The organism is Oryzihumus sp. (assembly GCF_054325275.1).
The window spans coordinates 15,981-38,809 of the sequence record NZ_JBTCWL010000020.1 but is presented as its reverse complement, the minus strand read 5'-3'; the positions used below and the strand labels follow the sequence as shown (position 1 = coordinate 38,809).

The following is a 22,829-nucleotide window of genomic DNA, read 5'->3' as shown; positions in this document are numbered from 1 at the left end:
GGCTCACGCGGACAGGTGGGCGCGCAGGCCGCGTTCGCCGCCGCGCATCATCGCGGCGTGGTTGGCCCGCAGCACCGGTCGCAGCAGGAAGGACACCCGGCTCAGCACCGGGGCGTGCAGCTCCACCTCCTGCCGGTATGCCGCGTGCGTGCCTCCCGGCCCGGGACGCAGCTCCCAGCTGGACCAGCCGTGCAGGTGGCCGCGGACCGCGGCACGCAGCCGCAGGGCCGACTCGTCCTCCACCTCGCGGCGCAGGTGCAGGTGCAGCGTCCACGGCAGCACGCTGCGGATCTGCACGTCACCGGACTCGTCGTCCAGCCGGGTGATCCGCCGGACCTGCGGCCACCACCGGTCGTAACGCTCGATGTCTGCGAGCACGGCGTAGACCCGCTCGGGCTCGGCGGGCAGCCGCCACGTCGTCGCGAAGCGGTAGACCGGTGGGGCCACGGGGCTCAGACCGGCGCGGTGCGGCCGCCGTCGGCCTCGCGGATGCACCAGCGGGCGAGCAGGGCGCAGACGATGCCGTTGGCGAAGCCGACGAGCACGTCGGTCACGTGGTGCATGCCGCGGTAGAGGCGGGCATAGGCCACGAGGAGCGGGATGAGCGCGAAGACCGTGACGAGGGTGTTGCGCAGCCAGACCCGCTCGATCCGCGAGGCGAAGAAGATCAGGGACAGGTAGAGCGCGGTCGAGGCGCCCACGTGGCCGCTGGGGTAGCTCGAGGTCGGCGGGGCGGGGTCGAGGTGCGGCACGGTCGGGCGGTCACGGCCGACGACCAGCGTGGCGCCGACGAACGTCGAGGCCTGGAGTGCGATCGCGATCGCCGGGATGATCGCCAGCCACCAGCGCCGGGTCAGCGCCAGCAGCACGATGCAGGCGACGACGCAGACCCCGATGACGATCTCGGTGTTGCCGATGTGCGACCAGACCGCGGTGACCGAGTTCATCGTGGCCGTGCGGCCCTTGGCGAGCGCCTCGCTGACCGAGTTCTCGTTGTCCTCGATCGACTTCAGCGGACCGGCCAGCAGCAGCCCGATGCCGCAGATCGCGGCCCAGACCAGGATGCCCGGCAGGACGACGCGCAGCAGCAGGCTCTTGGCCACGGCCCCGGCGCCGGGGCGCTCCCGTTCGGTGGGCGGGGACCAGCGGGTGAGGACGGTCATGGGGAGGACCTTTCGATCGAGGGGGCGGCCTCGCGGGCAACCTGGCGCGGACGGCGGTACCCGGCCCACGACGCGGCGACGAGGGCCAGCGCAAGGATGACACCACCGACGACGTCGGAAGGAAAGTGGACGCCGAGGAAGACGCGGTCCAGGCAGGTCACGACGACCACCAGCGACCCGACCGCCGCCAGGGCCGCCTTCACGGCGCGGTGCGCCAGCGGCCACACCGCGACGGTGACGACGGTCAGGGCCAGCGCCGCGTTGAACGCGTGCCCCGAGGGAAAGCTGTATCCCGGGGAGTGCGACACGGGGTCGCTCACCACCGGGCGGGCCCGCTGCACGACCAGCTTGACGAGGAAGCCCAGGAACCAGCCGACGAGCATGGTCGCGGCGGCCCAGAGCGCCCTGGAGCGCAGGCCGCGCGCCCAGACCCAGGCGCACGTGGCGAACGCGACGAGGTAGACCCAGACCGGCTGCATGACCGCCTGCACCACGAGGAGGGCCCGGAGCAGGGCCGGGTGGGCCCGGGTGACGTCGGTGGCGGCGCTGATCGCGGCGTCGTCGACGTGGATGAGGGGCTGGAACCGCTCGCGCACCAGGACGGCGATCACGACGACCGGCACGAGCGCGAGGACCCCGACCAGCAGCCCCCGCCCGACCCGGCGCAGCACCTCAGACCCGGACGACGAGGGCGCCGGGCTCCACGCGGATGCCCAGCGCGAGGGCCTTGCCGATGGTGTCGCCGTCGAGCTGGACCTCCTCGGGGCGGTCGCTGCGGATGGACAGCTCCCGGCCGCGCAGGTGGTCGACCCGCTCGTGGCCCTTGCGGGTCTTGGCCAGCACCCGGGCGGCGACGGCCAGCCAGCCGAAGATGCCCTTGGGGGAGAGGGTGACCGCGTCGAGCCAACCGTCGTCGACCTCGGCCTTGGGCATCAGCACCAGGCCGCCGGTGAGCTTGCCGCAGTTGCCGACCACGACGGTGCGCACCCGACGGGAGATCTCCGGCTCGTCGTCGACCTTGAGGCGGACCTTGAACTGGGCGCCGCGCAAGTTGCGCACGCCGGCGACGCCGTAGGCCAGCCAGCCCACCCGCGCCTTGAGCGCCTCGGGGGCGCCGGCCATGATCGCCGCGTCGAAGCCGAGCCCGGCCATGACGAGGAAGACGTGCTCGGCCGGGCGCTCGTGCTCCCCGGATGCGTCGACCCGGATCCGGCCGACGTCGACCCGCTTGTTCTGCCCGGTCAGGGCCACCTTCAGCGCCTCGGACACGTCGTCGACGGGCAGGTCGAGGTTGCGGGCGAGCAGGTTGCCGGTGCCGCCGGGCAGCAGGCCCAGTGGGGTCTCGGTGCCGACCAGCACGCTGGCCACGGCGCGGACCGTGCCGTCGCCGCCGAGCGGGCAGACGACGGTGACGCCCTCCTCGAGCGCCTGCCGGGTCTGGCCCTCGCCGGTGTCCCCGGCCGTCGTCTCGATGAACAGCGGCTCGGCCCACCCGGCGTCGGCGCAGCCCTTGGCGATCTGGCGCCGGACCGCCGACTGGTCGTCGAACTTCGTGGGGTTGATGATGATCGCGGCGCGACGGGGCTTGTCCTCGGCCACGGCAGCTCCTTCCGGTCGGAAGTGCTGCCGGTGGGGGCGACGCCGGGCGAACCGGCGGGTCGCCTGCAACGCCTGGTCCACCCGCGCACGGGCGCCGCGGCTCGAGGCAGCCGTGACGGCCCCCGCGAGCAGCAGGACGAGGAGGATGGCCACCACGGCGATCCACCCGGCGTTGTCTTTCAGCACAGCGCGGACGTTACCCGAAAGTAGGCTGCGCCCCATGGCCCGTCCCACGGCACCGACCCCGCCGCCACCCGACGACAAGGACTGGACCTGGGTGCTGCGCGAGCCGTGCCCGGACTGCGGGTTCGACGCCGCCCACGTGGCCGGGACCCAGGTGCCCGACATCGTGCGGGACAGCGCAGCCCGGTGGGCCGCGGTGCTGGCCCGCCCGGACGCCCGGCTGCGCCCGGAGCCGCACGTGTGGTCGCCGCTGGAGTACGCCTGTCACGTGCGCGACGTGTGCCGGGTCTTCGCCGAACGGGTCCACCTCATGCTCGCCACGGACCACCCTCACTTCGCCAACTGGGACCAGGACGCCACCGCGCTGGCCGAGCGCTACTGGGAGCAGGACCCCGCCGCGGTGTCCGCCGAGCTCACCGGCGCCGCGGAGCTGGCCGCCGCCCGGTTCGACGAGGTCACCGAGGAGGAGTGGGACCGGACCGGCCTGCGCAGCAACGGTTCCGCCTTCACCGTCGAGACGCTGGGGCAGTACTTCGTCCACGACCTGGTGCACCACGGCCACGACGTGGGCGCGTGAGCCGGCCACGCGGCATACCCCTGCAGTTGGCAAACGGTTCGGAGTCGCGCAACGTGCGCCGATAGGCTCGGGCCCGTGATCGACATCCGACTTCTGCGTGAGGACCCTGAGGCGGTGCGCGCCTCGCAGCGCGCACGTGGCGAGGACGAGGGGATCGTCGACGCGATCCTGTCCGCCGACGAGCGCCGCCGGTCGTCCCTGACCGAGTTCGAGCAGCTGCGCGCGGAGCAGAAGTCCTTCGGCAAGAAGGTCGCCGCCGCCAAGGGCGAGGAGAAGGCCGCCCTGGTCGCCGAGGCGAAGAAGACCTCCGACCGGGTCAAGGAGCTGCAGGCCGCCGCCGACGAGGCCGAGGCCGAGCTCAACGCGCTCGTGCGCCGGGTGCCCAACGTCGTCATCGAGGGCATCCCCAGCGGCGGCGAGGACGACTACACCGTGCTGGAGACCCACGGCACGGCACGGGACTTCGCTGCCGAGGGCTTCGAGCCGCGGGATCACCTCGAGCTCGCCGAGGGCCTGGGCGCCCTCGACATGGAGCGCGGCGCCAAGGTCGGGGGGTCGCGCTTCTACTTCCTCACCGGGGTCGGCGCCCGCCTCGAGCTGGCGCTGCTCAACATGGCGGTCGCGCAGGCGGTCGAGCACGGGTTCACCCCGATGATCACGCCCACCCTGGTCAAGAACGACGTCATGGCCGGCGCCGGCTTCCTCGACGCCCACGCCGACGAGGTCTACCGCCTCGAGGCCGACGACCTCTACCTCACCGGCACCTCCGAGGTCGCCCTCGCCGGCTACCACGCCGACGAGATCCTGGACCTGTCCGGCGGCCCGAAGCGGTATGCCGGGTGGTCCACCTGCTACCGGAGGGAAGCCGGGTCCTACGGCAAGGACACCCGCGGCATCATCCGGGTGCACCAGTTCCAGAAGGTCGAGATGTTCAGCTACTGCCGGCCCGAGGACGCCGAGGCCGAGCACCAGCGGCTGCTGGACTTCGAGCGCGAGATGCTCGCCAAGATCGAGGTGCCCTACCGGATCATCGACACCGCCGCCGGTGACCTCGGCGGCCCCGCGGCGCGCAAGTTCGACTGCGAGGCGTGGGTGCCGACGCAGGGGCGCTACCGGGAGCTGACCTCCACGAGCAACTGCACGACGTACCAGGCCCGACGGCTCAACGTGCGCGAGCGCTCGGAGTCGGGTGCGACCCGCATCGTGGCCACGCTCAACGGCACCCTGGCCACGACCCGCTGGCTGGTGGCGATCCTGGAGAACCACCAGCAGCCCGACGGCTCGGTCGTCGTGCCGCGGGCGCTTCGGCCGTTCCTCGGGCTCGACATCCTGACCCCCCAGGGCTGAGGCGGGGCATGGCCGAGCGCCTGGTCGCCCTCGACCTCGACGGCACCACCGTCAACCACGCCGGGGAGCTCTCGCCCGTCGTGCGGGACGCGGTGCGCGCCGTCGCCGACGCCGGGGTGCACGTCGTCATCGCGACCGGCCGCTCGACGGTGGCCGCGATGCCGGTGATCGACGCGCTCGGCCTGTCCCACGGGTTCGCCGTCTGCTCCAACGGTGCGGTGACCCTCGAGCTGGACCCGTCCGAGAACGGCGGCTATCGCTTCCTCGACGTCGTCACCTTCGACCCGGCGCCGGCGCTGAACCTGCTGCGCGAGCGCATCCCCGACGCCGCGGTCGCGGTCGAGGAGCTGGGCGTCGGCTTCAAGCTGAGCAAGCCGTTCCCGGACGGCGAGCTCGTCGGGCAGCTGCGCGTCGTGGAGTGGGAGGAGCTGGTCTCCGCGCCCGCCACCCGTGTCACGCTGCGCAGCCCGGAGGCCACGGCCGAGGAGTTCATGCGCCTGGTCGGCGAGGCCGGACTGCACGAGGTGTCCTACGCCGTGGGCTGGACCGCGTGGCTGGACATCAACCCCGAGGGCGTGACCAAGGGCTCGGCGCTGGAGCAGGTGCGCCGCCACCTGTCGGTCGAGCCGGCCCACACGGTGGCGGTCGGCGACCAGCGCAACGACCTGGAGATGCTGCACTGGGCCGCCCGGGGCGTGGCGATGGGCAACGCCCCCGACGAGGTCAAGGCGGCGGCCGACGAGGTCACCGGCCACGTCGACGACGACGGCCTCGTGCCGGTCCTGCGCTCGCTGCTCGACTGACGGGCCTGGGCTCAGAGGCGGGACAGCGACTCGCGCAGGCCCTGCTCCGCGTCGTCGCCGAGTCTCTTCAGCGCGCCCATGAACAACGGCAGGAGGAGCTTCACCGCGCCCTGGAACTCGAAGTCGGCGGTGTAGAGCACGTCGCTGCCCGAGCCGTTGGGGCTGACCTCGATCGTGTCCGTGGCGGTGACCGTCTTGTTCTGGCCGCGCAGCTGCACCCGGCGGCCGGGGTCGACGTCCAGGACGGTGTAGGTCAGCTCGGTCTCGCGGCCGATGAACTTCGAGGTGTTGAGGTAGACGGTGCCGACCCCGCCGTCGCCGCTGGTGCGCACGCAACGCACCGTGCCCGGGTCCCACTCCTCGGTGGTCGTGAAGTCCGACAGGTAGGCGAAGACCTTCTCCGGTGAGGCGTCCACCGTCACGCTGCGCTGCAGTCTCATGCCCCCATCCTCACCCCGGTCCGGGCCGTCGGCATGCCGGTTCGGTTCCGGACCAGTCCGTGCGGCTGCCAGATCCGTGCGCGGGGGCGGTGCGCGCGCGTACGGTCGTGTCCCGTGAGGGTCGCGCTGATGGTCACCTGCCTGGGCGACGCGCTCTTCCCCGACGTGGGCCGGGCGACGGTCACGCTGCTGCGCCGCCTCGGGGTCGAGGTCGAGGTCCCCACGGGACAGACCTGCTGCGCCCAGCCGATGGTCAACACCGGCTACCTCGAGGAGGCGGTGCCGGTGGTGCGCACCTTCGTCGAGGCGTTCGCCGGGTATGACGCGGTGGTCGCGCCGTCGGGGTCGTGCGCCGGGTCGGTGCGCCACCAGCACGCGCTCGTGGCCCGGCGGGCTGGCGACCCGGCGCTGGCGGAGGCGGTCGCGCGGACCGCGCCGCGGGTGCACGAGCTGAGCGGGTTCCTCACCGACGTGCTCGGCGTCGAGGACGTCGGCGCCACCTTCGCGCACCGGGTGACCTACCACCCGACCTGCCACTCGTTGCGGCTGCTCGACGTCGGCGACCGGCCCACCCGGCTGCTGCGCGCGGTGCGCGGCCTGGAGCTGCTCGAGCTGCCCCACGCGCAGGAGTGCTGCGGCTTCGGCGGCACGTTCGCGGTGAAGAACGCCGACACCTCGGTCGCGATCGGGCAGGACAAGGCCCGGCACGTGCTGGACACCGGCGCCGAGGTGCTCGTCGCCAGCGACAGCTCCTGCCTCATGCACGTCGGCGGGATCCTGTCGCGCCAGCACGCCGGCGTGCGGGTCATGCACCTGGCCGAGGTCCTGGCCGCCACGGGGTCGCCGTGAGTGCCACGTTCGTCGGGATGCCGGCCTTCCCGAAGGCGGCCCGGGAGGCCCTCGGCAACGCCCAGCTGCGGGCCAACCTCGCCCACGCCACCGGCACCATCCGCGCCAAGCGGGCCGCGGTGGTCGCCGAGGTCGAGGACTGGGAGGAGCTGCGGCTCGCCGGCGCCGCCATCAAGGACGCGACCCTGCTCCGCCTGGACGAGCACCTGCTGCGGCTCGAGGCGGCCCTGCAGGCCCGGGGAGCCCGGGTGCACTGGGCCCGCGACGCGGCGGAGGCGTGCGCCGTCGTGGCGGAAGTGGCGCGGGCCCACGGCGTCGACGAGGTGGTCAAGGTCAAGTCCATGGCCACTCAGGAGATCGGGCTCAACGAGGCGCTCGCCGCCGAGGGCATCGCGGCGTGGGAGACCGACCTCGCCGAGCTCATCGTGCAGCTCGGCGACGACCTGCCCAGCCACATCCTCGTGCCGGCGATCCACCGCAACCGGGCCGAGATCCGCGACATCTTCGCCCGCGCCATGGCGGCGGCGGGACGCCCCGCGCCCGAGGACCTGACCGACGACCCGGCCCGGCTGGCCGAGGCCGCCCGGCTGCACCTGCGGGAGAAGTTCCTGCGCGCCCGGGTCGCCGTCTCCGGGGCGAACTTCGCCGTCGCCGACACCGGCACCCTCGTGGTCGTCGAGTCCGAGGGCAACGGCCGGATGTGCCTGACCCTGCCGGAGGTGCTGGTCAGCGTCGTCGGCATCGAGAAGGTCGTGCCGACCTGGTCCGACCTCGAGGTCTTCCTGCAGCTGCTGCCGCGTTCGAGCACCGGCGAGCGGATGAACCCCTACACCTCCACCTGGACCGGGGTGACCCCCGGCGACGGCCCGCAGGAGGTGCACGTGGTGCTCCTCGACAACGGCCGCACCCGGGCGCTCGCCGACGAGGTGGGCCGCCAGGCGCTGCGCTGCATCCGCTGCTCGGCCTGCCTCAACGTGTGCCCGGTCTACGAGCGCACCGGCGGGCACGCCTACGGCTCGGTCTACCCCGGCCCGATCGGCGCCATCCTCAACCCGCTGCTGCACGGGGTCGGCCACGACGCCCAGACCGACTCGCTGCCCTACGCCTCGACGCTGTGCGGCGCCTGCTTCGAGGTGTGCCCGGTGCGGATCGACATCCCCGAGGTGCTGGTGCACCTGCGCTCGCAGGTCGTGGACGCGCACCGCGGCGGCCTGCCCCGGCCGGAGGCGGTGGCGATGCGGGGTGCGGCGTGGGCCTTCGCCCGGCCCCGGCGTTGGGCCCTGCTCGAGCGGGCCGGTGGGCTCGTCGGCCGGATGGCGCACCGCCTCGGCGTGCGCCGTCTGCCCTGGCCGGCCTCGGCGTGGACGCGCGCCCGCGACCTGCCACCGGTCCCGCGCCGGCCGTTCCGGTCCTGGTGGCGTCGCGAGGGGAGCCGGACGTGAGCGCGCGCGAGGAGGTGCTCGCGCGGGTGCGCCACGCGCTGGGAGGCGCTGCGCGCGATCCGCAGGTGCCCCGGGCGTATGCGCGGGAGCGCACCCTCGCGGACCCCGTCGGGTTGTTCTGCGAGCGGGTGGCGGACTACCGCGCCCGGGTGACCCGGTGCGGCGCGGGCGAGGTGGCGGCGGCCGTGGAGGCGGCGCTGCGCGGCACCGAGCGGGCGGTGGTGCCCCGGGACGTCCCGGAGGACTGGGCGCGGCGGGTGTGGCAGCGGGTGCAGGACCCGGGCACGGCCGCGGGTCTGGACCGGGTGGACGCGGTGCTGACCACGGCCACCGTCGGCATCGCGGTGACCGGGACGGTGGTGCTCGACCACGGTCCCGGCCAGGGGCGACGGGCGCTGACGCTGGTGCCGGACCGGCACGTGTGCGTGCTGCGCGCGGACCACGTGGTCGCCGACGTGCCCGCGGCGGTGGCGCTGCTCGACCCGCTGCGCCCGCAGACGTGGGTCAGCGGGCCGAGCGCCACCAGCGACATCGAGCTCAGCCGCGTCGAGGGCGTCCACGGCCCCCGCACCCTGCACGTCATCGTCGTCGGCTGAGGGTCCCTGCGGGCCGGTCAGCCCTCCAGGGCGGCGTCGAGGGTGATCTCCGTGCCGGTCAGCGCCTTGCTCACCGGGCAGGTGGCCTTGGCCTCCTCGGCCGCCGCGGCGAAGCCGTCCGCGTCCAGGCCCTCGACCTCACCGCGCACGGTGAGCTTGATGCCGGTGATCCGCAGGCCGCCGGCCGGGTCCGGCTGCACCGTGACGTCCGCCGTCACGTCCAGGCTCTGCGGGGTGCCGCCCGCCTTGGCAAGCAGGGCCGAGAACTGCATGGCGTAGCAGGAGGAGTGCGCGGCGGCGATGAGCTCCTCGGGGCTGGTGACGCCGTCAGCGGTGTCGGCGATGCGTCGCGGGAAGGACACGTCAAAGGTGCCGACCCCGGAGCTGGAGAGCTCGACCTGGCCTGAGCCGTCCTGCAGGCCGCCGTTCCAGGCGGTGCGTGCGGTGCGCGTGGGCATCTGTTGCCTCCTCGGTCCCGGCGCGGCCGCCGGTGACAGCCGCTTCGACACGTTTCACGATAGGTGCAGGCAGGCGGGCCCGCCTGACATGCTGTGCCACGTCATGACGGACCTGATCATCACCTCGGCGGCCAACGCGCGCCTGAAGTCCCTCACCGCCCTGCGCCGCCGCCGGACCCGCGAGGAGACCGGCACGACCCTCATCGAGGGCTACGAGGAGCTCAGCCTCGCCCTCGACGCGGGGGTCCTGCCGCGGACCATCTACTACTGCCCCGAGCTCATGCTGGAGCCCGTGGTGCAGCAGGACGTCGTGCGCCGGGTGGGCGCCCAGGGCGTCGAGACCGTCCAGCTGGGCCGGGTGGCCTTCGAGAAGGTCGCCTACCGCGAGGGGCCGGACGGCTTCCTCGCCGTGGTCGACTCGGTGGTGCGCTCCTGCGCCGACCTGACCGTCGGACCGGCGCCGCTGGCGCTGCTGTGCCAGGGCGTGGAGAAGCCGGGCAACCTCGGCGCCATGCTGCGCACCGCGGACGCCGCCGGGGTGGAGGCGGTCATCGCGGCCGACCCGGTCACCGACTGGGGCAACCCCAACCTGGTGCGGGCCAGCAAGGGCACCGTGTTCTCGGTGCCGGTGGCCAGCGACTCGACCGAGGCGACGCTGGCATGGTTGCGGGACAACGGGATTGCGCTCGTGGCGACCACGCCCGACACCGACCTGGACTACACCGACGTCGACTACACCGGTCCGGTCGCGATCTCCGTCGGCGCCGAGAAGTACGGCCTGACCGGCGAGGTCCTGGCCGCTGCCGACTACAAGGTGCGCATCCCGATGGTGGGCCGGGCCAACTCGCTCAACGTCGCGACGTCGGCCGCGATCGTGCTCTACGAGGCGGTCCGCCAGCGGCGTGCCGCCGGTGGGACCGAGGTCCCGGGTTTGTGACCCCGGTCATGACCACCTGTCGGGCTGTGTCACGATGACTGCCATGCGAGTTGACCACGTCTCCTATGCCGCTGAGCACGACGGCCTGAAGGCGACCGCGCAGAGGCTGTCGGCGCAGATTGGCGTCGAGCCGGTCGACGGGGGGATCCACCCGCGGTTCGGCACCCGCAACATCATCTTCCCGCTGGCCCACGACCGCTACGTCGAGGTCGTCGAGGTGCTCGACCACCCCGCGTCCGACAAGGCCGCCTTCGGGCAGGCCGTCCGGGCCCGCTCCGAGGCCGGCGGCGGCTGGCTCGGCTGGGTGGTCAACGTCGACGACCTCTCCGAGGCCGAGCAGCGCCTGGGCCGCGAGGCGGTCGACGGCTACCGCCACCGTCCCGACGGGGTGGAGCTGAAGTGGCGCCAGCTGGGCATCAAGGGGCTCATGTCCGACCCGCAGCTGCCCTACTACATCCACTGGGAGGACCCCGCGGTCCACCCGTCCGTGGGCGCCAGCACGGCCGTGACGATCAGCAAGCTGCAGATCGCCGGCGACCCGGACCGGCTGCGCGACTGGCTGGGCCTGCCCCCGGAGTACACCTCCTCGGTGATCGACTTCGACTTCGTCGCCCCGCACGGCACCCCCGGGCTGCTGTCGGTCACCTTCGACACCCCCAAAGGCCAGGTCACCGTCTGACCGCTCTCCCACCACGCGCAGGAGGCCGCGACCTGTTGGCGGGTCGCGGCCTCCTCGCGTGTCCGGGCTCAGTGCCGGCGGAACGTCTTCAGCCGCAGGCTGTTGGTCACGACGATCACGCTGGACAGGGCCATCGCGGCGCCGGCGACCATCGGGTTGAGCAGGCCCAGCGCGGCGAGCGGGATCGCGGCCACGTTGTAGCCGAAAGCCCAGGCGAGGTTCTGCTTGATGACCCGCAGGGTCCGGCGCGAGAGCGCGACCGCGTCGGCGACCGCGGCGACGTCGGGCCGCATCAGCACGATGTCGGCGGACTCGATCGCCACGTCGGTGCCGCTGCCCATCGCGATGCCGAGGTCGGCCTGGGCCAGCGCGGCCGCGTCGTTGACGCCGTCGCCGACCATGGCCACCACGTGGCCCTGCCGCTGAAGCCGGTGCACCGCGGCGTGCTTGTCCTCGGGCAGGACGTCGCTGAGCACGTGCGCCGGGTCGACGCCGACGGCCTGGGCGACGACCCGGGCGGTCTGCTCGTTGTCCCCGGTCAGCAGGTATGCCGTGAGCCCCAGCTCGCCGAGGTCGCGCACCGCGTCCGCGGAGGAGTCCCGCACCTCGTCGGCCACGGTCAGCGCGGCCCGGGCGGTGCCGCCCCAGCCCACCCAGACGGTCGTGCCCGGCGCGGTCACCTGGGCGATCTCCTCGGGCACCTGCTCGAACATCTCGGCCTTGCCGACGGTGATCAGCGTGTCCTTGATGAACGCCCGCGCGCCGGAGCCGGCCAGCGCCTCGAAGCCGGTGACCGCGGGCACGTCCAGGCCACGGTCGCGCGCGGCGGTGACGATCGCCCGGGCCACCGGGTGCTCGCTGCCGGCCTCCACCGCGGCGGCGGTGCGCAGCGCGGCGGTCACTGACAGCCGCCCCGCGGCGCGCACGTGGGTCAGCTTCGGGGCGCCGACGGTGAGCGTGCCGGTCTTGTCCAGCACCACCGTGTCGACCTGGCGGGTGCTCTCGAGCACCTCCAGGCCCTTGATGAGCACCCCGAGCTGGGCGCCGCGGCCGGTGCCGGCCAGCAGCGCGGTCGGCGTGGCCAGGCCCAACGCGCACGGGCAGGCGATGATGAGGACGGCGACGGCGGCGCTGAGCGCGCTGGTCACCGGCTGCCCGGCGAGCAGCCACCCGGCGAAGGTCAGCACGGACAGGACGAGCACGGTGGGGACGAAGACCGCCGAGACCCGGTCGGCCAGCCGCTGGACCGGCGCCTTGCCCTGCTGGGCCCGCTCGACCAGCCGGGTCATCGCGGCCAGCGTGGTCTCCGCGCCGACGCGGCGCGCCTCCACCACGAGCCGGCCGCTGGTGTTGATCGTCCCGCCGGTGACCGCCTCGCCCGGGCCGGTGTCGACCGGCATCGACTCCCCGGTCACCAGGCTGCGGTCGACCGCGCTGGTGCCGTCGACGACGACGCCGTCGGTGGCGATCTTCTCCCCGGGCCGGACGAAGAAGTGGTCGCCGACCGCCAGCTCCGAGACCGGGATGCGCACCTCGGTGGTGACCCGGCTGGCCGGGTCGATCCGCTGCACCGCGACGTCCTTGGCGCCGAGCTCCATCAGGGCCTGCAGCGCCGAGCGCCCCGACGCGCGGGCGCGGGACTCGGCCCAGCGCCCGGCGAGCAGGAACGTCGTCACGACCGCGGCCACCTCGAAGTACAGGTGCATGGTGTTGCCGGTGAGCACGGCGACCAGGGACCAGCCGTAGGCGGCGAGCACGCCGAGGGAGACCAGGGTGTCCATCGTCGAGGAGCCGTGCCGGGCGTTGACCGCCGCGGCGCGGTGGAACGGCCAGGCCGCCCAGGCCACGATCGGTGTCGCGAGGACCAGCTCCAGCCACGGCCACAGCGGTGACTCCGGCAGCGGCATCATGCCCAGCACCACCACCGGTATCGCGAGGGCCAGGGAGACCAGGGTCCGCACCTTCAGCTGCCGCTCGTCGAGGACGTCGTGGCCGTCGTGCTCGTGGCCGGCCGGCACCTCGGGCTCCAGGACCCGCGCGGTGTAGCCGGTCTGCTCGACCGTGGCGACGAGGTCCTCGGGGGTGAGGGGCACGGCATACCGCACGTGCGCGCGCTCGGTGGCGAGGTTGACGCTGGCCTCCACGCCCTCGAGCTTGTTGAGCTTGCGCTCGATACGCGCCGAGCAGGAGGCACAGGTCATGCCCCCGATGGCCAGGTCGACCTCGTGGCGGGTGTCGTGGGAGGTGCTCATGTCGCGACCGCGTATCCCGCCTCCGCGACGGCGGCGCGCACGGCGGCCGGGTCCAGGGCGGCGTCACTGGTGATGGTCACCGGCGAGGCGGCGCCGGCGCGCAGGTCGACCGCCACGTCGGTCACGCCGGGCACGGCGGACAGCTCACCGGTGACTGCCTGGGCGCAGTGCCCGCAGGTCATCCCGGTGACGGTGATGGTGGTGGTCTGGCTCATGGGTGGCTCCTCAGCTGCGGACGAGTCGGGCGATGGCAGCGGAGGCCTCGGCGACCTTGGTCGCGGCGGCCTCGTCGGACTCCCGTGCGGCGTCGACGACGCAGTGCCCGACGTGGTCCTCGAGCAGGCCGAGGCTGACCGCCTGCAGCGCCTTGGTGATGGCGCTGACCTGGGTCAGGACGTCGATGCAGTAGGTGTCGTTCTCGACCATCTTGTGGACCCCGCGGACCTGCCCCTCGATGCGGCGCAGCCGCTTGAGGTAGTCGTCCTTGGTGCCGGTGTAGCCCGCCATGGCGCCTCCTGTGCCGGTGTGTCGCCTGGTCCAACGATATACCCCCAAGGGGTATTCCGGGCGTGCGCACCGTCGCCGAGGTCGTGCAGGAGTGGTCGCGCTCGGCCGTGGTCACCGAGCGTGAGGTCGTCGTCGTGGCCGGTCGGCACGACCCCCGCGCCCACGGCGTGCGCAGCCTGCCGACCCGCAACGGCATCCCGCACGGGCACCAGCCGCCCGAGCGCGTGGCGGAGCCGCTCGTCGTCACCGCCGTGCTGGGCATCGTGCTGTATGCCGTGCCGGCCGCCCGCTTCCTGGCGCTGTGGCGCGCACGGCGCGCGGTGATGCTCCTGGCCATGGCGGCGGCGTTCGTGCTCCTCGCCGAGGCGCTGATCGCCGTGGTCTACCCGCCGAGCTGGCACCTGAGCTGGTGGGACCGGCACGCTCTGATGCTCCTGGCCTTCGCCCTGGTCGCCTGGGGCGCGCGGGCGCAGTGGCACGAGGGAGCGGTACGCCGACCTCTACCTGGACCAGCCCCGGTCCGGCACGCGGGAGATGAGCCGGTCGAGGCGTGGGTGCTGCTTGGCCCGGAGGACTACTCGCCGAGGTAGTCGACCAGCTGCGGGGCCAGACCGACGTAGGTCGCCGGGGTCAGCTCGAGGAAGCGCTTCTCCACGTCGGCAGGCAGGCCCAGGCCGCGGACGAACTCGCGCAGGTCCTCCCCGGTGATCCGGCGGCCGCGGGTGAGCTCCTTGAGCCGCTCGTAGGGGTTCTCCATGCCGGCCACGCCCTGGGCCGCGAGGGCCCGCATCGCCGACTGGACCGGCTCGCCGAGCACTTCCCAGTTGGCGTCGAGGTCGGCGGCCATCGCCTCCGGCACGGCGTCGAGGCCGGCCAGGCCACGGGTCACGTTGTCGATCGCGAGCAGGCTGTGGCCCAGGGCGGTGCCGATGTTGCGCTGCATGCTGGAGTCGGTCAGGTCGCGCTGCAGGCGGGACTGCACCAGCGTGGAGCCGAGCACGTCGAGCAGGGCGTTGGAGACCTCCAGGTTGGCCTCGGCGTTCTCGAACCGGATCGGGTTGACCTTGTGCGGCATCGTGCTCGAGCCGACCGTGCCCTGGCCGCGGACCTGGGCGAAGTAGCCCATGGAGATGTAGGTCCACACGTCGGTGCACAGGTTGTGCAGCACCCGGTTGAAGCGCGCGATGTCGGCGTAGAGCTCGGCCTGCCAGTCGTGGCTCTCGATCTGGGTGGTGAGCGGGTTCCACGTCAGGCCCAGGCCCTCGACGAACGCCCGGCTGATGGCCGGCCAGTCCGCCTCGGGCACCGCGGCGAGGTGCGCGCCATACGTGCCGGTGGCGCCGTTGAGCTTGCCGAGGAACTCGGCCCGGCCGATCCGGGCGAGCTGTCGGCGCAGTCGGTGCGCCAGCACGGCCAGCTCCTTGCCCATCGTCGTGGGTGTCGCGGGCTGGCCGTGCGTGTGCGCCAGCAGCGGGACGTCGCGCAGGTCGCGGGCCATCGCGGCGACGGCGTCGACCAGCGCGGTCGCGCGGGGCAGCCACACGTTGGTGACCGCGCCCTTGACCATGAGCGCGTAGGACAGGTTGTTGATGTCCTCGCTGGTGCAGGCGAAGTGGACCAGCTCGGACAGGCTCGCCACGTCGGAGTCGGCGGCCTCGGTCAGCCGGCGCTTGAGGTAGTACTCGACCGCCTTGACGTCGTGGACCGTCTCGCGCTCGATCTCGGCGAGCTCGGCCACGTCGGCCGGGCCGAAGCCGTCGACCACCGCGCGCAGCCGGGCCTGCTCGGCCTCGCTCAGGGCGCGCACGCCCGGCACGACGCCGTGGCTGGTCAGGTGGATCAGCCACTCGACCTCGACGCGGACGCGCTCGCGGTTGAGCGCCGCCTCCGAGAGGTGGTCGACCAGTGGGGCGACGGTGCCGCGGTAGCGGCCGTCGAGGGCGCCGAGGGCGATGGGCGGGGTCGCGTCAGCAAGCGAGGCCATGGTGGCCATCATCCCAGACGGCCCGAGCCGCCCGGGACGACGGCCACCCCCAGCTCAGGACCTCGAGGCGTCGGGCACCGGCACCGGCTTGACCAGCGCGAACATCTCGCCCTGGGCGCCCTGCACCACGGACATGCGGCCGTAGGGGGTGTCCCACGGCGCCATGGCGATGCGCCCGCCGAGCTCCTCGACCCGCTGCGCGGAGGCGTCGACGTCCTCGACCGCGAAGTAGTTCATCCAGTGCGCAGGCACCTCTGCCGGCGTCTGGTCGGGCAGCTGGCCCACGCCGGCGACGTTGTCCTGCTCGCCGTTGCGCACCACGGCGTAGTGGAAGCCGCCCTCACCGATCTCGGTGTAGGTCCAGCCGAAGAGCGCGGCGTAGAAGTCCTTGGCCGCCGCGTAGTCGCGGCTCATCGCCTCGTGCCAGGCCATGCTGCCGGGGTCGCCGACGAGGCCGGAGCCGAGGTGGTTGCTGCCCTGCCACAGGCCGAAGTGGGCGCCGGTCGGGTCGATGCCGAAGGCGAACCGGCCGACGTCGAGCACGTCCATCGGCTCGACGGTGATCGTGGCGCCCGCCTCCCGGGCCCTGGCCGTCGTCGCGTCGACGTCGTCGACGGCGAGGTAGAGCGACCAGGCCGCAACCGGCACGCCCTCGGGCTTGGGGGCGATGCCGGCGACGGGGCGGCCCTGCAGCAGCGCCATGGTGTAGCCGCCGGCCTCAGGCGGCCCGTCGAAGGTCTCCCAGCCGAACAGCGCGCCGTAGAACTCGCGCGCCGCGGGGACGTCGTCGACCATCAGGTCGACCCAGTTGGGGGTGCCGTTGGGGTAGCGGCCCTCGTGCACGGGCATGGTCAGCTCCTGGGTTCGGGCGCGGGTATGCCGCGTCGGTGGCGAGGGGTCCCCCTCACCACCCAGCCAAGCACCGGGGGCCGACAGCCGCCAGCGACACGGCATACCGGCGTCGACGTCCCGGCCGGGGAGCAACCGCGGGCCTAGCCTGCGGGCGTGGACCACACGTTCCCGCCGGCCAGGGGGCTGGTGCAGGAGGTCGCGGCGCTGTGCGCCGCGGCCGACCTGGGCGAGCACACCGCCACCGCGGTGCAGCGCGTCGAGGCGCACGACCCGGTGCTGCAGGCGTTCGTGCGGGAGCCGGACCGGTGCGGCCGCGTCCTCGCCGAGGCCGGGCGGCTGTCCCGACGATGGTCGCGCGGGCCGGGGCGGCCGTCGCTGTTCGGCGCCACCGTAGGGGTCAAGGACGTCGTGCGGGTCGACGGGCTGGCGACGACCGCCGGGTCGACCCTGCCGCCGCAGGTCCTCGCCGGGCCCGAGGCGACCGTGGTGCGCCGGCTGTGGGAGGCGGGCGCGCTGGTCCTGGGCAAGACCGTGACGGCCGAGTTCGCCCACGCCGCACCGGGACCCACCCGCAACCCCCGGGCGCTCGGGCACACCCCAGGCGGCTCGAGCAGCGGGTCGGCGGCGGCGGTGGCGGCCGGGCTGGTCACCCTGGGGGTGGGCACGCAGACGGTGGGCTCGACGATCCGCCCGGCGGCCTACTGCGGCGTCACCGGTTACCGCCCCACGCACGGGCGCATCCCGGTCGACGGGGTGATCGCCAACGCGCCGAGCTTTGACGTCGTGGGGCTCCTGGCACGCCGGGTTGAGGACGTGGCGCTGGCGGCGACGGTGGTCGTGGACGGGTGGACGCCTGCGGTGGTGCCGGGTCGGCCGCTGGTGGTCGGGGTGCCCGAGGGGCCCTACCTCGACCTGGTGTCGGAGGAGGGGCGTGCCGGGTACGAGGCGGCGCTGGAGCGGCTGCGCGACGCGGGCGTCGAGGTGCGACGGGTGCCGGCGGTAGGCGACCTCGAGGCGCTCGCCCAGCGACAGGTCGACGTGGGGCGCTACGAGATCGCCCGGACGCACGCGACGTGGTTCGCCGCGCACGCCGGGCGCTACCGGCCCGAGACCGTCGCCGCGATCCGCCAGGGCCAGACGGTCACCCGCCAGGAGTACGACGAGGCGCTCGCCGGGTGCGCGGTGCACCGCGCCGGGCTCGTGGCGCGGATGGACGCCGAGGGGCTCGACCTGTGGGTGGCGCCGTCGGCGGTCGGCCCCGCGCCGGAGGGTCTGGCGGACACCGGCAGCTCGGTGATGAGCCTGCCGTGGAGCCAGGCCGGCCTGCCGGCGGTCGGGCTCCCCGCGGGGTGCGCGCCGGGCGGTCTCCCGCTGGGGCTGCAGTGCGTGGCGCGCCCCGGGGCTGACGAGCAGCTGCTCGCCTGGGCCGAGGCCGTGCTCGAGCCGGCCCTGCTCAGCCGGCCGGCGCGGGGAGGATGTTGATCACCCTCGAGAGCACCACGACGATGACGGCCAGGGCGATGAGGGACTGCAGGGCCATCAGCGTCTTGGCCCGGCCGGTGAGCGGGGAGGTGTCGGCCGGGCTGAACGAGATCAGGTTGGTGAACGCCACGTAGAGGTAGTCCCCGAAGTGGGGGATCCAGTCCGGCCCGCCGAGCTCCCGGTCGAGGGTCTGGGGGAACTGGAAGTCCGGGCGCTGCACCGGGCCCCGGGCGCGCGTCCACGGGCCACCGCCGTCGACCTGCCAGTAGAGCAGGGCGAACGTGAACATGTTGGTCGACAGGGCCAGGGCGCCCGCGACGAGGAGCCGGTTCGCCGTCAGCGCCGCGCCGTCCACGGGGTGGCCGTCGAGCACCAGGGAGACCAGGCGCCCGGCGCCGACCGTGTTGGCGCCGACCAGCACGCCGAAGAGGGTCAGCACCAACGGGCGGGCCCCGCGGGGCACCGGTCCCGGTCGAGCGGCGATGACGACCATCACGGCCACGGCGGCGAGCTCGATGAGGGGCACCAGGGGGACCGGGCCCACCCGGAACCGGGCCGGGACCAGGACCTGCGGCAGGATCGCCGCGACCATCGCCAGGATCGGCCACGTGTAGGTCTCCGGAGCTCGCGCGGTGGGCGCGTCGGGGTTGTCGGCAGCCACGGCCCCATGGTCGGCCCCGGCTCCGGTGTCCGACACCCCCAAAGGTGTCAGGCCGTGACGACGCCCGCGTCGAGGTCGCGCAGGTACTCCGCGTTGCCGCGCAGCGCCGCCTCGTAGCGCTTCACGTCGGCGGCGTCGATGTGGTCGGCGGCCACCTCGAGCAGCTCGCCCACGGCGGCGTCGCTGCGCCCGGCGGCGTGCAGGCTCAGCGCCCGGAACAGGCGCAGCGAGGCGAACCCGGGGAACTGCTCGACGGCGCGCGTGAACACGGTGACGGACTCGTCGTACCGCTCGAGGTTGCGCAGGGTGCTGCCGTACTGCAGCAGGCACTTGCGCAGCGTGTCGCCGGAGAGCCCGGCGTCCATGGCCTGCTCGGCGTAGTAGGCCACCGCCTCGTCCTCGCGGCCGGCCGTGTCGTAGGACCCGCCGACCTCGTAGAGGACGTGGGCGTTGCCCGGGTGGCGGGTCAGCAGCTCCTCGAAGTACGCGATCGTCGGGGCCATGTCGTCGCGGTCCCGGGCGGCGAAGCCCCGCTCGATCTCGGCGGCCAGCTCCGGTGTCAGCTCCTGCTCGGTCATGGGCGCATGTCTACCGGGTCGAACGACTGGTGCACCAACGGTTTGAGGGTCAGGGGGCGATGCCCTCGGGCAGAGGGGCCCGCTCCTCCTCCGGCGGGGCAACCTGCTGCCGGGCGGTCTCGGCGAGCGCGATGCCGACGAGCACGACGACCGACCCGAGCACCTGCACCGGGGCCAGTGCCTCGCCGAGCAGCACCCAGGCGACGATGCCCGCGCCGACCGGCTCCAGCATCCCGACCAGCCCGGTCCGGGCCGCGCCCAGGTGAGTCACGGCATACAGCACGAGCAGGAACGGCACCACCGTCCCGAGCAGGATGACCCAGAGGACCAGGACCCACAGCGGCGCGGACCCGGGCACCGCGCCCGGCAGCTCGACCGCCTGCCTCATCCGGCCGAACGGGAAGGTCCACCAGGGCTGCACCACAGCCCAGAGCACCGCCGAGAAGCCGAAGCTGAAGCCCATCAGGGAGATGGGGTCGCGCTGGCGCTGGCCGGCCTCGCCCATGAGGTAGTACGTCGCCAGCGCCGCGCCGGCGCCCACTGCCGAGACCAGGCCGAGCGGGTCGAGGACCATGCCCTTCCAGAACTGCGCAACCAGGGCCAGCCCGCCCAGCGCGCAGGCGAGGCCGAGCCAGAGCCGGGAGCGCACCGGCTGGCGCTGCACGAACCGCACCCACAGCGCGACCATCAGCGGTGCCGTGTACTCGAACAGCAGCGCGACCCCGACCGGGAGCCGTTGCAGCGCCACGAAGTACAGCCACTGCACCATCGCGATGCCGGTGACGCCGTAGGCGACGAGGAAGCCCAGCTCGCGCCAACCCACCCGCAGCGCCCGGGGCCGGGTCGCGGCGGTGATCCCGAGCAGCACCAGCGCGGTGCCGGCGCTGCGGACCGAGACCAGCTCCAGCGAGGACAGCCCGTGCTGGAGCACGACCTTGCTCACCGTGCCGTTGACGGAGAACAGCACCGCCGCGACGACCGCGACCACCAGGCCGGTCGACGCGCGGGGCTCCCGCGTCATCTGCGGGTCGCGGCGAGCTCGGCCGCCACGTGCGCGACCACCCCGTGGCAGGCCCCGCGGACCTCAGCCAGGCAGCGCTGGAAGTCGGTCTCCCCGCCGTGCCACGGGTCGTCGACCTCCAGGGTCCCGGCCGCGACCGCCGCCTTGTCGAACTCGCGCATCAGCCGGACCTTGTCCTGGTCGGCCACGGTCGGCGCCCACCGCTTCAGCTGCCGGACGTGACCGAGGTCGGCTGCCAGCACGAGGTCGAGCTCATCGAACCGCTCGGGGAGGAACTCGTGCGCGACGTGCGCGGACCCGTCATACCCGTGCTCGTCCAGGGTGCGCACGGTGCGCGGGTCGGCGCCCTCGCCCTCGTGCCAGCCGCCGGTGCCGGCCGAGGTGACCCCGACCAGGGCATCCAGCCCGGCCTCCTCCAGCAGCGACCGCAGGATGACCTCGCCCATCGGCGAGCGGCAGATGTTGCCGGAGCAGACGAAGCAGACGCGGTATGCCGGGGTGCGGGTCATGCGGTCATTCAACCCGAAGCCACGCCGGTGCCTCGGCCCGGAACCGCTCCGGCTCCCAGCGGCCGGCGCCCTCGGGCACCCAGCCCAGCAGCGGGGCGCCGGTGACGCTGGGCAGGTCGTCCAGGTTGCAGCGCATGGCCAGGTCGGGGTGCTCGGGCCAGGAGCCGATGACGAAGCCGAGGCAGTCCAGCCCGCGGTGGCGCAGCGCCTCGGCGGTCAGGGCGCTGTGGTTGAGCGTGCCCAGCCCGGCGGTCGCGACGACGAGGAAGCCCACGCGCGCGCCCCGGGCCTCCAGGGCGGTGCCCAGGTCGGCGATGGTGGCGCCGTCGGCGTCCATGCGCACCAGCAGGCCGCCGGCGCCCTCGACGAGGACGACGTCGGCGCTGCCGTCCCGGACGAGGTGCATGACGGAGTCGGCATGCTCGGCCACCGTGGGGATCCCCACGCCGGCGACCCGGGCGGCCGCGTCGGGCGCCAGCGGGTCGGGCAGCCGCACCAGCTCGCGGGTGCGCACGTCGCCGGCCAGGGCGGCGACCTCGTCGACGTCGCCTGGCTCGCCGGGCTGCAGCCCGGTCTGGGTGGCCTTGACGACGGTGACCCGCAGTCCCCGGTGGAGGAGGCTGGCGGCCAGCGCCGCGGTGACGACGGTCTTGCCGATCTCGGTGCCGGTGCCGGTGACGACGATGACGGGGGGCAGGTCAGGCACGGCCGGTCACCTCCCGCAGCACCTTGGCGGCCAGGGCCAGCTCGTCGCGGGTGTGATGCGCGTGCGCGGTCAGCCGCAGCCGGCTCGTGCCGTCCGGTGTCGACGGGGGACGGAAGCACCCGATCCGTATGCCGTGCCCCGCGGCCTCCTCGACCGCCGCCAGGGCTTCGTGGGGCCCGGGCATCGGCACCGACAGCACAGCCCCGGCGGGGGCGTCGACGCCGCAGGCCCCGGCCAGGGTGGCCGCGTTGGCGCGCACACGCGCAGGAAGCTCGGGGTCGTGCCGCAGGGCCCGCAGGGCGCCGAGGGCGGCGCCGGCGGCGGCAGGCGCGAGGCCGGTGTCGTAGATGAAGGTGCGGGCGGTGTTGGCCAGGTGCTCGCGCACCGCGGCGTGGCCGAGGACCGCCCCGCCCTGCGCCGCCAGCGACTTGGACAGCGTCGCGGTCAGCACCACGTGGTCCAGCCCCGTCAGCCCGAGTGCAGCGGCCAGGCCCTCACCGCGCTCGCCGACGACGCCGAGGCCGTGCGCCTCGTCGACCAGCAGCACGGCGTCGTGGCGGCCGGCCAGGTCGGCCAGCTCCGCCAGCGGCGCGGCGTCACCGAGGACGCTGTAGACCGACTCGACCACCACCACGGCCCTGCGCTGGGTGCGTTCGCGCAGCAGCCGCTCGACGTCGGCGAGGTCGTTGTGCGCGGCGACGGCGACCTGCGCCCGGGAGAGCCGGGCGGCGTCGATGAGCGAGGCGTGGACGTGGGCGTCGGAGACGATGAGGGTGTCGGCGTCGGTCAGGGCCGTCACGGCGCCGAGGTTGGCGGCGTAGCCGGTGGAGAACACCAGGGCAGCGGCGCTGCCGGTGAGGTCGGCCAGCTCGCGCTCGAGCCGCTCGTGCAGGTCCAGCGAGCCGGTCACCAGGCGGGAGGCGCCGGCGCCGCCGCCGTACTGCCGGGCCGCGGCGACCGCGCTGGCGATGACGTCGGGGCGGTGCAGCAGCCCGAGGTAGTCGTTGCCGGCCAGGTCGAGCAGGCCGCCCTGGCTCGCCGGGGTGTGGGGCACCAGGTGCCGGGTCAGGCCCAGGCGCTCCCGCTCGGCGGCGCGGGCCGCCAGGTCATCGAGGAACCAGCTCACCCGCCAAGGGTGCCCCACGCTGACCACACCACCGCCGACGGGGTCGCCCCCTGCACGCCTCCTCCCTCGGCGGGAAGA

27 protein-coding genes are annotated in these 22,829 nt (G+C 73.9%); 10 read left to right on the top strand and 17 right to left on the bottom strand.

What is annotated here, in order from left to right:
• Positions 1 to 3: 3 nt before the first annotated feature.
• Genes ACXVGS_RS07280 through ACXVGS_RS07265 form a run of 4 tightly spaced genes read right to left on the bottom strand, consistent with a single transcriptional unit; the run spans position 4 to position 2,948 of the window.
• A complete protein-coding gene (locus ACXVGS_RS07280) occupies positions 4 to 447 on the bottom strand; it encodes an SRPBCC family protein (protein WP_458528439.1) in 444 nt (147 codons plus the stop codon).
• Positions 448 to 452: 5 nt separating this feature from the next.
• Positions 453 to 1,163 (bottom strand): phosphatase PAP2 family protein, encoded by a 711-nt coding sequence (locus ACXVGS_RS07275; RefSeq protein ID WP_458528440.1) that lies wholly within the window; start codon positions 1,161 to 1,163, stop codon positions 453 to 455.
• Positions 1,160 to 1,834, bottom strand: a complete 675-nt coding sequence (locus tag ACXVGS_RS07270) for a phosphatase PAP2 family protein (RefSeq protein WP_458528441.1) — start codon at positions 1,832 to 1,834, stop codon at positions 1,160 to 1,162. The genes ACXVGS_RS07275 and ACXVGS_RS07270 overlap by 4 nt, the downstream gene beginning before the upstream one ends.
• Before the next feature lies 1 nt (position 1,835).
• A complete protein-coding gene (locus tag ACXVGS_RS07265) occupies positions 1,836 to 2,948 on the bottom strand; it encodes a diacylglycerol/lipid kinase family protein (RefSeq protein WP_458528442.1) in 1,113 nt (370 codons plus the stop codon).
• Between the two features lie 34 nt (positions 2,949 to 2,982).
• Between ACXVGS_RS07265 and ACXVGS_RS07260 the strand changes: the two genes are divergently transcribed.
• The 3 genes from ACXVGS_RS07260 to ACXVGS_RS07250 all read left to right on the top strand — a co-directional run bounded on the left by ACXVGS_RS07260 (position 2,983) and on the right by ACXVGS_RS07250 (position 5,672).
• Positions 2,983 to 3,522 (top strand): DinB family protein, encoded by a 540-nt coding sequence (locus tag ACXVGS_RS07260; protein ID WP_458528443.1) that lies wholly within the window; start codon positions 2,983 to 2,985, stop codon positions 3,520 to 3,522.
• A gap of 75 nt (positions 3,523 to 3,597) precedes the next feature.
• A complete protein-coding gene (gene serS, locus ACXVGS_RS07255) occupies positions 3,598 to 4,869 on the top strand; it encodes a serine--tRNA ligase (protein ID WP_458528444.1) in 1,272 nt (423 codons plus the stop codon).
• Between the two features lie 8 nt (positions 4,870 to 4,877).
• Entirely contained in the window at positions 4,878 to 5,672 is a 795-nt protein-coding gene (locus ACXVGS_RS07250) for an HAD family hydrolase (protein WP_458528445.1), read from the top strand.
• A gap of 11 nt (positions 5,673 to 5,683) precedes the next feature.
• Here the strand turns inward: ACXVGS_RS07250 and ACXVGS_RS07245 are convergent, their stop codons facing one another.
• Positions 5,684 to 6,112 (bottom strand): SRPBCC family protein, encoded by a 429-nt coding sequence (locus tag ACXVGS_RS07245; RefSeq protein ID WP_458536788.1) that lies wholly within the window; start codon positions 6,110 to 6,112, stop codon positions 5,684 to 5,686.
• A gap of 129 nt (positions 6,113 to 6,241) precedes the next feature.
• On the opposite strand from ACXVGS_RS07245, the gene ACXVGS_RS07240 reads away from it, so the two are divergent.
• From ACXVGS_RS07240 to ACXVGS_RS07230, 3 genes are read left to right on the top strand one after another with little or no spacing between them, the layout of a single operon-like run.
• Positions 6,242 to 6,961, top strand: a complete 720-nt coding sequence (locus ACXVGS_RS07240) for a (Fe-S)-binding protein (RefSeq protein ID WP_458528467.1) — start codon at positions 6,242 to 6,244, stop codon at positions 6,959 to 6,961.
• A 17-nt stretch (positions 6,962 to 6,978) separates the two neighbouring features.
• Positions 6,979 to 8,403, top strand: a complete 1,425-nt coding sequence (locus ACXVGS_RS07235; RefSeq protein ID WP_458536790.1) for a lactate utilization protein B — start codon at positions 6,979 to 6,981, stop codon at positions 8,401 to 8,403.
• Positions 8,400 to 8,999 (top strand): LutC/YkgG family protein, encoded by a 600-nt coding sequence (locus ACXVGS_RS07230; protein ID WP_458536787.1) that lies wholly within the window; start codon positions 8,400 to 8,402, stop codon positions 8,997 to 8,999. Before ACXVGS_RS07235 ends, ACXVGS_RS07230 begins: the two co-directional genes overlap by 4 nt.
• 17 nt (positions 9,000 to 9,016) lie before the next feature.
• On the opposite strand, the gene ACXVGS_RS07225 is transcribed toward ACXVGS_RS07230, so the two are convergent.
• Positions 9,017 to 9,457, bottom strand: a complete 441-nt coding sequence (locus ACXVGS_RS07225; protein WP_458528448.1) for an OsmC family peroxiredoxin — start codon at positions 9,455 to 9,457, stop codon at positions 9,017 to 9,019.
• A 103-nt stretch (positions 9,458 to 9,560) separates the two neighbouring features.
• Between ACXVGS_RS07225 and ACXVGS_RS07220 the strand changes: the two genes are divergently transcribed.
• Both ACXVGS_RS07220 and ACXVGS_RS07215 read left to right on the top strand, forming a co-directional pair.
• Positions 9,561 to 10,394, top strand: coding sequence for a TrmH family RNA methyltransferase (locus ACXVGS_RS07220; protein WP_458528449.1), 834 nt, complete (start codon positions 9,561 to 9,563; stop codon positions 10,392 to 10,394).
• A 43-nt stretch (positions 10,395 to 10,437) separates the two neighbouring features.
• Positions 10,438 to 11,073 (top strand): VOC family protein, encoded by a 636-nt coding sequence (locus tag ACXVGS_RS07215; protein WP_458528450.1) that lies wholly within the window; start codon positions 10,438 to 10,440, stop codon positions 11,071 to 11,073.
• Between the two features lie 68 nt (positions 11,074 to 11,141).
• Here ACXVGS_RS07215 and ACXVGS_RS07210 read toward each other — a convergent pair whose 3' ends face one another.
• From ACXVGS_RS07210 to ACXVGS_RS07200, 3 genes are read right to left on the bottom strand one after another with little or no spacing between them, the layout of a single operon-like run.
• Positions 11,142 to 13,325: a heavy metal translocating P-type ATPase gene (locus ACXVGS_RS07210; protein ID WP_458536786.1), complete on the bottom strand. Its 2,184-nt coding sequence runs from the start codon at positions 13,323 to 13,325 to the stop codon at positions 11,142 to 11,144.
• Positions 13,322 to 13,540, bottom strand: coding sequence for a heavy-metal-associated domain-containing protein (locus ACXVGS_RS07205; protein ID WP_458528452.1), 219 nt, complete (start codon positions 13,538 to 13,540; stop codon positions 13,322 to 13,324). The genes ACXVGS_RS07210 and ACXVGS_RS07205 overlap by 4 nt, the downstream gene beginning before the upstream one ends.
• Positions 13,541 to 13,550: 10 nt before the next feature.
• Positions 13,551 to 13,832 (bottom strand): metal-sensitive transcriptional regulator, encoded by a 282-nt coding sequence (locus ACXVGS_RS07200; RefSeq protein ID WP_141790146.1) that lies wholly within the window; start codon positions 13,830 to 13,832, stop codon positions 13,551 to 13,553.
• A gap of 62 nt (positions 13,833 to 13,894) precedes the next feature.
• Between ACXVGS_RS07200 and ACXVGS_RS07195 the strand changes: the two genes are divergently transcribed.
• A complete protein-coding gene (locus tag ACXVGS_RS07195; protein WP_458528453.1) occupies positions 13,895 to 14,422 on the top strand; it encodes a hypothetical protein in 528 nt (175 codons plus the stop codon).
• Here ACXVGS_RS07195 and purB read toward each other — a convergent pair.
• Together purB and ACXVGS_RS07185 are read right to left on the bottom strand one after the other, a co-directional pair.
• Positions 14,407 to 15,816: an adenylosuccinate lyase gene (gene purB, locus ACXVGS_RS07190; protein WP_458534245.1), complete on the bottom strand. Its 1,410-nt coding sequence runs from the start codon at positions 15,814 to 15,816 to the stop codon at positions 14,407 to 14,409. The genes ACXVGS_RS07195 and purB overlap by 16 nt on opposite strands.
• 54 nt (positions 15,817 to 15,870) lie before the next feature.
• The gene (locus ACXVGS_RS07185) at positions 15,871 to 16,665 is read right to left on the bottom strand and encodes a VOC family protein (protein ID WP_458532414.1); all 795 of its coding nucleotides are present in this window, start codon (positions 16,663 to 16,665) and stop codon (positions 15,871 to 15,873) included.
• Between the two features lie 156 nt (positions 16,666 to 16,821).
• On the opposite strand from ACXVGS_RS07185, the gene ACXVGS_RS07180 reads away from it, so the two are divergent.
• Positions 16,822 to 18,150 (top strand): amidase, encoded by a 1,329-nt coding sequence (locus ACXVGS_RS07180; RefSeq protein ID WP_458536785.1) that lies wholly within the window; start codon positions 16,822 to 16,824, stop codon positions 18,148 to 18,150.
• Here ACXVGS_RS07180 and ACXVGS_RS07175 read toward each other — a convergent pair.
• Genes ACXVGS_RS07175 through ACXVGS_RS07150 form a run of 6 tightly spaced genes read right to left on the bottom strand, consistent with a single transcriptional unit; the run spans position 18,122 to position 22,751 of the window.
• Complete coding sequence (locus ACXVGS_RS07175) at positions 18,122 to 18,811, bottom strand: hypothetical protein (protein WP_458528457.1); 690 nt, start codon at positions 18,809 to 18,811, stop codon at positions 18,122 to 18,124. The two genes, ACXVGS_RS07180 and ACXVGS_RS07175, sit on opposite strands and share 29 nt — an antisense overlap.
• 47 nt (positions 18,812 to 18,858) lie before the next feature.
• Positions 18,859 to 19,389, bottom strand: a complete 531-nt coding sequence (locus ACXVGS_RS07170) for a tetratricopeptide repeat protein (protein ID WP_458536784.1) — start codon at positions 19,387 to 19,389, stop codon at positions 18,859 to 18,861.
• 49 nt (positions 19,390 to 19,438) lie between these two features.
• Positions 19,439 to 20,410 carry an EamA family transporter gene (locus tag ACXVGS_RS07165; protein ID WP_458528459.1) on the bottom strand — a complete coding sequence of 324 codons (972 nt, stop codon included), beginning with the start codon at positions 20,408 to 20,410 and terminating at the stop codon, positions 19,439 to 19,441.
• The gene (locus tag ACXVGS_RS07160; RefSeq protein WP_458536783.1) at positions 20,407 to 20,919 is read right to left on the bottom strand and encodes a low molecular weight protein-tyrosine-phosphatase; all 513 of its coding nucleotides are present in this window, start codon (positions 20,917 to 20,919) and stop codon (positions 20,407 to 20,409) included. The genes ACXVGS_RS07165 and ACXVGS_RS07160 overlap by 4 nt, the downstream gene beginning before the upstream one ends.
• Positions 20,920 to 20,923: 4 nt before the next feature.
• Positions 20,924 to 21,625, bottom strand: a complete 702-nt coding sequence (bioD, locus tag ACXVGS_RS07155) for a dethiobiotin synthase (protein ID WP_458528461.1) — start codon at positions 21,623 to 21,625, stop codon at positions 20,924 to 20,926.
• Positions 21,618 to 22,751, bottom strand: a complete 1,134-nt coding sequence (locus ACXVGS_RS07150) for an 8-amino-7-oxononanoate synthase (RefSeq protein WP_458528462.1) — start codon at positions 22,749 to 22,751, stop codon at positions 21,618 to 21,620. The genes bioD and ACXVGS_RS07150 overlap by 8 nt, the downstream gene beginning before the upstream one ends.
• Positions 22,752 to 22,829: the final 78 nt, after the last annotated feature.

Excerpts from the sequence above, each read along its gene's own strand:
- ACXVGS_RS07275 (WP_458528440.1), bottom strand. The coding sequence starts at position 1,163 with ATGACCGTCCTCACCCGCTGGTCCCCGCCCACCGAACGGGAGCGCCCC.
- ACXVGS_RS07260 (WP_458528443.1), top strand. The coding sequence starts at position 2,983 with ATGGCCCGTCCCACGGCACCGACCCCGCCGCCACCCGACGACAAGGAC.
- ACXVGS_RS07250 (WP_458528445.1), top strand. The coding sequence starts at position 4,878 with ATGGCCGAGCGCCTGGTCGCCCTCGACCTCGACGGCACCACCGTCAAC.
- ACXVGS_RS07245 (WP_458536788.1), bottom strand. The coding sequence starts at position 6,112 with ATGAGACTGCAGCGCAGCGTGACGGTGGACGCCTCACCGGAGAAGGTC.
- ACXVGS_RS07240 (WP_458528467.1), top strand. The coding sequence starts at position 6,242 with ATGGTCACCTGCCTGGGCGACGCGCTCTTCCCCGACGTGGGCCGGGCG.
- ACXVGS_RS07235 (WP_458536790.1), top strand. The coding sequence starts at position 6,979 with ATGCCGGCCTTCCCGAAGGCGGCCCGGGAGGCCCTCGGCAACGCCCAG.
- ACXVGS_RS07225 (WP_458528448.1), bottom strand. The coding sequence starts at position 9,457 with ATGCCCACGCGCACCGCACGCACCGCCTGGAACGGCGGCCTGCAGGAC.
- ACXVGS_RS07220 (WP_458528449.1), top strand. The coding sequence starts at position 9,561 with ATGACGGACCTGATCATCACCTCGGCGGCCAACGCGCGCCTGAAGTCC.
- ACXVGS_RS07215 (WP_458528450.1), top strand. The coding sequence starts at position 10,438 with ATGCGAGTTGACCACGTCTCCTATGCCGCTGAGCACGACGGCCTGAAG.
- ACXVGS_RS07210 (WP_458536786.1), bottom strand. The coding sequence starts at position 13,325 with ATGAGCACCTCCCACGACACCCGCCACGAGGTCGACCTGGCCATCGGG.
- ACXVGS_RS07205 (WP_458528452.1), bottom strand. The coding sequence starts at position 13,540 with ATGAGCCAGACCACCACCATCACCGTCACCGGGATGACCTGCGGGCAC.
- ACXVGS_RS07200 (WP_141790146.1), bottom strand. The coding sequence starts at position 13,832 with ATGGCGGGCTACACCGGCACCAAGGACGACTACCTCAAGCGGCTGCGC.
- purB (WP_458534245.1), bottom strand. The coding sequence starts at position 15,816 with ATGGCCTCGCTTGCTGACGCGACCCCGCCCATCGCCCTCGGCGCCCTC.
- ACXVGS_RS07185 (WP_458532414.1), bottom strand. The coding sequence starts at position 16,665 with ATGCCCGTGCACGAGGGCCGCTACCCCAACGGCACCCCCAACTGGGTC.
- ACXVGS_RS07170 (WP_458536784.1), bottom strand. The coding sequence starts at position 19,389 with ATGACCGAGCAGGAGCTGACACCGGAGCTGGCCGCCGAGATCGAGCGG.
- ACXVGS_RS07165 (WP_458528459.1), bottom strand. The coding sequence starts at position 20,410 with ATGACGCGGGAGCCCCGCGCGTCGACCGGCCTGGTGGTCGCGGTCGTC.
- ACXVGS_RS07160 (WP_458536783.1), bottom strand. The coding sequence starts at position 20,919 with ATGACCCGCACCCCGGCATACCGCGTCTGCTTCGTCTGCTCCGGCAAC.